Genomic DNA, 8,788 nt, shown 5'->3' with positions numbered 1-8,788 from the left:
AACCACAGCAAGAAGTCCGTGACGATCGACCTCAAGTCCGATCGTGGACAGGCGCAGGTCCACGAACTGTTGGCAGACGCCGACGTCCTCGTCGAGAACTTCCGGCCCGGTAGCTCACTGCAGACGATCTTCGACTATAAGGAACTGGCAGCGAAGTTCCCGCACCTCGTCATCCTCCACATCTCTGCCTACGGCGATCACGGGCCGATGCGCGATGAACCGGGTTATGACATGGTCGCCCAGGCTCGCGGTGGTCTCATGTCCCTGACCGGTGAGGCAGGGGGACCGCCGATGAAGGCCGGATTCGCCATGGGTGACCTGGGTGCAGGGCTGTTCGGAATTATCGGTATAGTCTCCGCACTCTTCGAGCGCAGCCGAACCGGGAAAGGTCAGTACTTGACGACTTCGCTCTACGAAGGTCAGCTCGCTCTGCACGTGAACTGGGCGACGAACTACTTCGCCGACGGGAAACGCCCGCACGCGCTTGGCTCCGGGCACCCCAACCTCGTGCCCTACCAGGCCTACCCGGCCGCCGATGACTACTTCGTCATCGCCATCGGCAACGACTCTCTGTGGCAGCAGCTGTGCACCGCCATCGGCCGACCAGGCCTCGGCGAGGACGAGCGATTCGCAACGAACCGGGGACGCGTGATCAACCGCGAGTACGTCAATGAGGAACTCTCGAGAACCCTGCGGACAAAAACCGTCGACCACTGGTGCGCACTGTTCTCCGCCGCCGGTATCCCCGCTGCACCGATCAAACACCTCGACGAGGTCTATGCCGATCCGCAGACCGAAGCCCTCGGGATGGTCCAGACGGTCGACCATCCCACCGCCGGACCAATGCGGCAGGTGGCATTCCCCGTCAACTTCAACGGACTCCGCCCACCCGTGCGCTCCGCGCCACCAGAGCTCGGAGCCGATACGGACGATATCCTCGGCGCCGCCGACCACCCGCACCCAGCCACCACAGGAGCCTGAAATGACTACGACCGCCACCACGCAGGACGCCGCCGACCTCGACAATTCCGACCTTCTCAACCTCGTCGGCCTCTTCAGTGAGACCGAGATCGAACTCCGCGATAAGGTTCGTGGATTCGTCGATGCACGGATCCGCCCGAACATCGCCGACTGGTACGAAAACGCGGTCTTCCCCCGCGAGATCGTGGCCGAGATGGGCGACCTCGGGCTACTGGGCATGCACCTGCACGGCTACGGCTGCCCGGGACGCTCCGCGGTCGAATACGGCCTCGCCGCACTGGAACTCGAAGCTGGCGACTCGGGACTACGGACCTTCGTCTCCGTGCAGGGGTCGCTGGCGATGTCCGCGATCCACAAATTCGGCTCCGAAGCGCAGAAGAACCGGTACCTGCCGGGGATGGCCAAGGGCGAGATCATCGGCTGCTTCGGCCTGACCGAGCCCACCGCCGGATCCGACCCGGGATCGATGGCGACCACGGCAACACGCAATGACGACGGTTCGTGGACCCTCAATGGAGCCAAGCGCTGGATCGGCTTGGCCTCCATCGCCGATATCGCCGTCATCTGGGCCGCGACCGACGAAGGCATCCGCGGGTTCCTCGTCCCCACCGACACCATGGGATTCACCGCGACCCCGATCGAACAGAAGCTGTCGATGCGCGCCTCCATCCAGTGCGATATCGACATCGTCGATGTCCAACTGCCCGCCGAGGCGGTCCTGCCCGATGTGCGTGGACTCAAGGGGCCGTTCTCCTGCCTCAACGAGGCACGCTACGGAATCATGTGGGGCGCGATGGGCGCCGCCAGAGACTCCTACGAGGTGGCTCTGAAGTATGCGCAGGAGAGGATGCAGTTCGACAAACCGCTCTCCGGCTATCAGATCACCCAGCAGAAGCTGGTGAACATGGTCCTCGAGATCCAGAAGGGTATCCTCGTGGCCGTGCAGACCGGTCGCCTCAAAGATGCAGGCACGCTCGACCCGATCCAGATCTCGGTCGGCAAACTCAACAACTGCCGCGAGGCCATCACTATCTGCAGGGAGGCCCGTGCCATGCTCGGCGGCAACGGCATCACGCTCGAGTACTCACCGCTGCGGCACGCGAACAACCTCGAATCGGTGCGCACCTACGAAGGCACGGATGAGGTCCACACTCTCATCCTGGGCCGTCACATCACGGGTGAGCAGGCTTTCCGGTAAACGGGCGAGGTCAGGGACGGTGCTTCGAGACCCCCACCACCCACACCTCGGCACGGGCACCCTCGACGATCCGGCCGCGATCACCCAGGCCGTGCGCCTCGGCGGCTGAGGTCGTGGCCGCACGAATCGCCTCGGCGGTCGTCATTCCGGCGTCGATGAGGTAGTCGATCTCGTCGTGCAGTGAGGGGCCGTGCAGGACCGGAGCGAACGGGGTCTCGTTCGCATCCGTGCCCGCGGTGACGGTGATTCCTGCCTCGATCATGGCGCGGACATTGTCGAGGCCGGTGCCGAAGGCGGCATCGGCCTGGTCGCCGAAGCGTGCGTCGACGATGGCGCGCATCATTACGAGCGTCGGAGAGACGATGGTGCCCTGTTCCTCCATCCGTGCGAGAGTGCGGGGGCCTCGGTGGCGGCCGGGTCCTCGGCGATGATCTTGATGAGGTCAGAGCCGTTCTCGACTCGCCAGTCGAGGAATCGTTCGGCATCGGCAGGGTCACTCACCCCGGATTCCTTTGGGAAGCCCATCATCTCGATCTGAGTGCTTCCCGGCGCCGAGGCGGCGGATCCCGCACTGAGGATCGTCGGCAGCTCGTCGTCGGCCCGGAATTCTTCGACGAGCGAATCCGGATGTGTGCCCAACTCGACCACGGTGGTCAGACCCGAATTCAGTGCCGTGACCAGTCGTTCGCGTTCGCCGAGGTGGACGTGGGTGTCGATGAGTCCGGGGACCAGGAATCGTGCGGTTTCAACATCAGGTTCGGCCACGGGACGGATCGAGGTGATCGTGTCCGCGAACTCGACGTCGACGAGTTCTTCGTCTTTCGTATGGTCCGCATCGACTATGTGGACATTGCGCAAAGCAGTCATGATGCCACCGTAGTCTGTCGCCCGAGTTCGGTTCTGCTCACTCCTCAAGGTCGCTGCCGTATCGCGCCACGTGACCCATCCAACACTGCTCCATGAAGTACACACGATCCGCACCGATTGTCACATCTCGGGAAACTCCACACCGGTCAGCTCCTCCGACACCATCCACAGGCGACGCGCAACCTCGGCGTCCTTGGCCTCATCAGAACGGTCGACGAGCGTCGGCTGTCCCGTGGTCTCCTTGAGGCGTCGGGGGCCGACATAGCTGTTGCCCGGGATATCCGCTGTGGCCGCGCACAGTGTCGGCAAAGCGCCCTGCTGCTCGTTCTGCGAGATCAGACCGATCACGGCCTCGGTGACGGAAGCGAATACGCGGCTGCCCTCGCGCTTGTACAGGTTCGTCGCCGCCAGCCCCGGATGGGCCGCGGTCGCGATGACCGATGACGAGGCGTCGGAGAACCGTCTCTGGAGTTCGGAGGTGAAGAGCAAGTTGGCGAGCTTCGACTGACCGTAGGCGGCCATGGGTTTGTAGGGCTTGCGCTCCCAATTGAGATCATCGAAGTCGATCGTCCCCGAACGGTGCCCGATCGAGGAGACAGTGACGACGCGGTCGCGGATCTGGCCGAGCAGCAGATTGGTGAGGGCGAAATGTCCGAGGTGGTTCGTCCCAAACTGCAGTTCGAACCCGTCAGCGGTCCGCCCGAGGGGAGGGACCATGATCCCGGCATTGTTGATGAGGATGTCGATCGGGTCGGTGAAATTCTCGGCAAACGCTTTCACAGAGCCGAGGTCGGCAAGATCGAGACGTTGCACATCGACGATTCCACGCATCGACTCGGCCGCAGCCCGCCCCTTGCCCAGATCGCGCACGGCAAGCACCACTCGAGCGTCCATGCCTGCGAGCATGGATGCTGCCGCCCGGCCGATTCCGCTGTTGCCACCGGTGATGACGATGGTGCGGTCGGCCGCGGATGAAATGTTGTCATCGAGCCTGGTGCCCATGGAACCTATCGTAAGCCCAAGTGAGGGCCTCCACGGCTCCTCGCAAAATGTTAGGGTAGCCTTCGTGCCGCAGACTCCCTCATCAGGTTCGATTCTCCTCCGCAGAGCCGCCCGTCGACGCCTCGGCCTCCTGCTTCCCGGCGTTATCACGATGTCGCTGTGGCAGGTCTGTGAAGCGCTCGTTCCGGTCGCCATCGGCATCGTCGTCGACGTCGCGATCATCCCGCTGTCCCTCCCGATGCTCATCGTGTCCATCATTGGCATCGGCCTGCTGTTCACCGTGCTCAGCCTCGGCTACCGCTTCGGCGCACGACTGTGCAATTCTGCCCGCGAACACGAGGCGCACGCCCTGCGCGTCGAGATCACCCACGCCGCGCTCACCTCGGCAAACCTCCCTCCGGACCGCGCTTCCGGTGAGGTGCTGTCAATCGCCTCGGCGGATGCGGACACGGCGGCACAGTCCTTCGCCCAATTGGGGCGGGGAATCGCCTCGGTGCTGGGCATGATCACGGCCGCCGTCTTCCTCCTCATCGCCGACCCTGTGACCGGCCTCGTCGTCCTCATCGCCGTACCCATCGGCCTCATCATCGTGGCTCTGCCCGGACGGTCCGTGTCCACGAAGGCCAGTGCACAGCTCGAAGCCGTGGCACGAGCAGGAAGGTCAGCCTCCGACCTCATGCACGGCCTGCGCGTGATCAAGGCCATGGGCGGAGAACCCTGGGCTGTGAGCCGCTACCGTCACACCTCGGACGAAGCTGCCACAGCCGGCATCGCCACCGGCGAGCGGACCGGACGACTCGCCGGTCTCGGGGCCCTGGTCATGTCGGTCGTGCTCGCGATCGTCCTCATCGTCGCCGGTCTGCGCCTCATCGAGGGACAGATGAGCGTCGGTGCGCTCATCGGCATCCTCGGTATGACCGCATTCCTCACCGAACCGATGCGAGCCCTGGCAGAGATCGTCGGTCTCTTCGCCCAATCCCATGGTGCCGCTCAGCGGATCTCCCAGCTCCTGACCGACATCGACGGCGAGGATGCGGCACCGACGGCCGCAGCGACCGCAGACAGCCAGGCCACCGCACCGACCGTCGCCATCACCGAGGAGGCGATCAGTATCCGCGACTGGAGCGTGGGCGAGGACCGCACGGTCGACTTCACCACAACCTTCGGTTCGCTGACCTGCATCGTCACCGAGCAACCCGAGGCGGAGACCGCACTGATCGCCGCCCTGGCCGGCCATGCGCGAGGCACCGGAGTCGGGCAGATGATCGTCTCACCCCACACGGTCGACCTGTTCGAGGGAACGATTCGCTCCAACATTACGATGATCCTCGGCGCCGATGATGTCCCAGTGACCGCCGAGGTGCTGGCCGCCTCGGGTGCCGATGAGCTCCTTGGTCTCGTCGACGCCGGACTCGACCACCGAATCCAGGAGCTCGGCGGCAACCTCTCCGGAGGACAGCGCCAGCGAGTGGCGCTGGCCCGAGCTCTGCACGCCGACCCCCAGTTCCTCGTCCTCCACGAACCGACCACCGCGGTCGATGCCGTCACCGAAGCGCGGATCGCAACCGGACTCCAGGACCTGCGCAGCTCGCGCGAGGATGCAGCCACCCTCATCGCCACCAGCTCCCCGGCGTTCCTCGCCGTAGCCGATTCCGTTGTGTTCGTCCCGGCCACAGGTCCGGCCCTGATTGGAAAGCATGCCGACCTCCTCGCCGCCGCAGACGAATCCGCGAGCAACACCTCCACCGACGAATCTGTCGACCGCATCTCCGCCACGGCCTACCGAAACGCGGTGACCCGATGAGTGCGACCCCGGAGCAGACTTCTCAGACCACACTGTCCATCGCCACCAGGCGCCGTTCTTTCGCCCATCTGGCTCCGTCGCTGCGCGCCAGGTGGGGTTGGCTCATCATCCTCATCGTCGCTGGCATGGCGAATGCTGGTGCCGGCCTCGTCGGACCCTGGGCGATCGGCCGTCTTGTGGACGAACTCCCCGCTGGGGCAGGTTCTGACCTCGTCATCGAAAGCGCGATCGCCGTGGCCATTGCCGGTGTGATCATGGCGCTGGGCACCTGGATCGGGGCGTGGGCGCTGGCCCATATCGCGATGCCCGTCGTCGGTGACCTGCGCACACAGGTCGTCGAATCCGCGCTCACCCTCGAATCACAGCGCGTCGAATCCACCGGCACCGGCGACCTGGTATCCCGCGTCGCCGACGACTCCCGCAAGATCAGTGAGGCAGCCGCGCAGGTGCTTCCGCTCGTCGTGGAATCACTGCTCATCGTCATCGTCTCCGCGGCCGGGCTGGCCGCGATCGATTGGCGGCTGGGCATCGTCGGGCTCGTCGCGCTGCCGATGTACTGGCTCACGCTGCGCTGGTATCTGCCCCGGTCGGAGCCGATCTACAAGGAGGAGCGCGCCGCGTTCGGTCGTCGCGCAGGACGCCTGCTGGGCGGTCTCACCGGTGCTCGAACCCTGCGTGCCTACCGGGCCGAGTCCGGGGAGCTGGCTCGCATCGACTCCGCTTCCGGGCAGGCCCGCGATCTGTCGATCGGCGTGTTCAGTTTCCTCACCCGCGCCTTCTCACGCAACAACCGCGCCGAGGCCGTCGTCCTCTCCCTGCTCCTCATCGCCGGATTCGCTCTGGTCTACTTCGGCGAGACCACCGCCGGCGCCGTGACCACCGCGGCCCTGGTCTTCCACCGCCTGTTCAACCCCATCGGCGCCCTCGTCGGGCTCTTCGACCAGATCCAATCAGCAGGTGCCTCGCTGACTCGTATGGTCGGCGTCATCGATGAGGCAGCAACCTCGCCGAGGCGGTCGGCCGACATCAGCATCGACCGTCCGGCCCTGGTCCTTGAGGACCTGTGGTTCACCTACGATGAGGACCCGGAGCCGAGCAACCACGTCCTCAAGGGCGTGAGCCTTCGACTCGAACCCGGCGAGGTCGTCGCCGTCGTCGGCACCACGGGGGCCGGGAAGTCCACACTCGCACGGATCGCGGCCGGCCTCTCCGCACCCACCCACGGACGGGCCGGACTCGCAATGACCACAGCCGCCTCGGCGAGGGAAGCGAACCAGCCAAAGTCACTGACCAAACTGCCAGAATCGGTCCTGCGCTCGCACATCACGATGGTCGCCCAGGAGGTCCACACCTTCAACGGAACCCTGCGCGAGAATGTGGCTCTGCCGGTCCCGGATGCGACGGACGAGCAGATCACTGCCGCTCTGGACACGGTCGGTGCCGACTGGGTCGCCGAACTCTCCCGAGGGTTGGCCACCGGAGTCGGCGACGGCGGGGCCAGGCTCACCGCCGTCCAGGAGCAGTCGATCGCCCTGGCCCGGCTGGTGCTCGCCGACCCGTACTTCGGCATCCTCGACGAGGCGACCGCCGAAGCGGGATCTGCCGGAGCCCACGCCCTCGAACAATCTGCCAGGGCCGCCTTGGACGGGCGCGGAGCACTCGTCGTCGCTCACCGCCTCAGCCAGGCCGAGACCGCGGACCGCGTCCTCGTCATGGAACACGGAAAGATCGTCGAAGAGGGAACGCACGAGGAATTGGTCGCTGCCGGTGGCCGTTATGCCCAGCTGTGGGCCGCCTGGTCGGCCTGAGGCCTGGTCGGCCTGGTCGGCCTGGACCCAGCCCTCAACTGAGCCCCAGCACCGCCGTCGCGATCGAGAAGTAGATGATGAGGCCCGTGGCATCGCAGAACGTGGAGATGAACGGGTTGGAGAACACAGCAGGGTCGGCTCCGACTCGCTTCGCGATGATCGGCATCAGTCCGCCCACGGTTGCGGCCATGATGCACACGGACAGCAGGGTGAGCCCGATGACCAGTCCGATCGCCACGCCGTAGACCAGGCCGGCAACGACGAATCCCAAGAGACCGAGCACAGCACCCAGGAGTGCCCCGACCCGCAGCTCGCGCCAGATGACCTTCCCGAGATCGCGGATCCTCACCTCGCCCACGGCCAATGCGCGGGTCACGGTCGTTGCAGCCTGATTGCCGGTGTTGCCTCCCGTGCCTGTCAGCAGCGGGATGAACAGGGCGAGGATGACGACTTTGTCGAGGCGATCCTCATAGACTTCGAGGACCTGAACGGTGAGAATCGCGGAGACTGCGAGGACGAGCAGCCAGACGATGCGGCTCTTGACCAGGCGAAAGATCGTCGACGAGAGGTAGGAGCGGTCCAAGGGTTCGGAACCGCTGGAGCGGGCGATGTCTTCGGCGTCCTCTTCGTCGACGATGTCGAGCACGTCGTCCATAGTCAGAATCCCGACGAGACGTTCCTCTTCGTCGACGACCGGCATCGCGATGAGGCGGTGGGAGAGGAACTCACGGGAGGCCGTCTCACGATTGGTGAGCGCGTGTGTGGTGATCGACTCCCGCACCATCTCGCTCAGCGGAGTCGAAGGCTCTGCGGCAATGAGGTTGCGCAGCGAAATGACGCCCAGGAGCACGCGGCCGGGGCCGACGACGGGCAGCAGATAAACGGTCTCGGGGCCGTCGATGCGTGCGCGCACGACCTCCATCGCCTCGGCGGCGGTCCAATCATCGTGGAGGCTGAGCACCTCCGGTGACATGTAGCGGCCGATCGCGGACTTCGGGTAGCCGAGGACCGCGGTCGTCATCTCCCGTTCTTCTGCGTCGAGTCCGCTCATGAGCCTGCGGGCCACGTTGGCGGGAAGTTCGCCGAAGAGTTCGGCCCGGTCGTCGGGGTCGAGGCCCTCGACGATGT

8 protein-coding genes are annotated in these 8,788 nt (G+C 65.3%); 4 read left to right on the top strand and 4 right to left on the bottom strand.

Translation table 11 applies throughout. From position 1 onward, the window contains the following. Window positions 1–981 (top strand): CaiB/BaiF CoA transferase family protein (locus L0G76_RS11805; RefSeq protein ID WP_304357398.1); only part of this gene is annotated, 981 nt, incomplete at its 5' end. Window position 982: 1 nt separating this feature from the next. After that, entirely contained in the window at window positions 983–2,179 is a 1,197-nt protein-coding gene (locus L0G76_RS11800) for an acyl-CoA dehydrogenase family protein (RefSeq protein WP_092103890.1), read from the top strand. Between the two features lie 10 nt (window positions 2,180–2,189). Here the strand turns inward: L0G76_RS11800 and L0G76_RS11795 are convergent, their stop codons facing one another. The 3 genes from L0G76_RS11795 to L0G76_RS11785 all read right to left on the bottom strand — a co-directional run bounded on the left by L0G76_RS11795 (window position 2,190) and on the right by L0G76_RS11785 (window position 4,048). Then, entirely contained in the window at window positions 2,190–2,519 is a 330-nt protein-coding gene (locus tag L0G76_RS11795; RefSeq protein WP_304357397.1) for an amidohydrolase family protein, read from the bottom strand. Between the two features lie 2 nt (window positions 2,520–2,521). After that, entirely contained in the window at window positions 2,522–3,046 is a 525-nt protein-coding gene (locus tag L0G76_RS11790; protein WP_127361934.1) for an amidohydrolase family protein, read from the bottom strand. Between the two features lie 120 nt (window positions 3,047–3,166). Next, window positions 3,167–4,048 carry an oxidoreductase gene (locus L0G76_RS11785; RefSeq protein WP_096160350.1) on the bottom strand — a complete coding sequence of 294 codons (882 nt, stop codon included), beginning with the start codon at window positions 4,046–4,048 and terminating at the stop codon, window positions 3,167–3,169. Between the two features lie 64 nt (window positions 4,049–4,112). Here L0G76_RS11785 and L0G76_RS11780 point away from each other — a divergent pair, with 64 nt between their 5' ends. Together L0G76_RS11780 and L0G76_RS11775 are read left to right on the top strand one after the other, a co-directional pair. Further along, on the top strand, window positions 4,113–5,852 hold the full coding sequence (locus L0G76_RS11780; RefSeq protein ID WP_304357396.1) for an ABC transporter transmembrane domain-containing protein: 1,740 nt from the start codon (window positions 4,113–4,115) through the stop codon (window positions 5,850–5,852). Continuing rightward, window positions 5,849–7,660, top strand: a complete 1,812-nt coding sequence (locus L0G76_RS11775) for an ABC transporter ATP-binding protein (RefSeq protein ID WP_096158261.1) — start codon at window positions 5,849–5,851, stop codon at window positions 7,658–7,660. Before L0G76_RS11780 ends, L0G76_RS11775 begins: the two co-directional genes overlap by 4 nt. Window positions 7,661–7,694: 34 nt before the next feature. Here the strand turns inward: L0G76_RS11775 and mgtE are convergent. Next, the coding region (gene mgtE, locus L0G76_RS11770; RefSeq protein WP_304357395.1) for a magnesium transporter at window positions 7,695–8,788 on the bottom strand (1,094 nt) is incomplete at its 5' end.

The organism is Brevibacterium picturae, from assembly GCF_030453725.1.
GTDB classification, from domain to species: domain Bacteria; phylum Actinomycetota; class Actinomycetes; order Actinomycetales; family Brevibacteriaceae; genus Brevibacterium; species Brevibacterium sandarakinum_A.
Note: the sequence above shows the minus strand (reverse complement) of the source record. Positions and strands in the feature narration are given on the sequence as shown.

Bases quoted from the DNA above. Each gene is read 5' to 3' on its own strand.
- L0G76_RS11800 (WP_092103890.1), top strand. From the start codon at position 983: ATGACTACGACCGCCACCACGCAGGACGCCGCCGACCTCGACAATTCC.
- L0G76_RS11795 (WP_304357397.1), bottom strand. From the start codon at position 2,519: ATGCGCGCCATCGTCGACGCACGCTTCGGCGACCAGGCCGATGCCGCC.
- L0G76_RS11790 (WP_127361934.1), bottom strand. From the start codon at position 3,046: ATGACTGCTTTGCGCAATGTCCACATAGTCGATGCGGACCATACGAAA.
- L0G76_RS11785 (WP_096160350.1), bottom strand. From the start codon at position 4,048: ATGGGCACCAGGCTCGATGACAACATTTCATCCGCGGCCGACCGCACC.
- L0G76_RS11775 (WP_096158261.1), top strand. From the start codon at position 5,849: ATGAGTGCGACCCCGGAGCAGACTTCTCAGACCACACTGTCCATCGCC.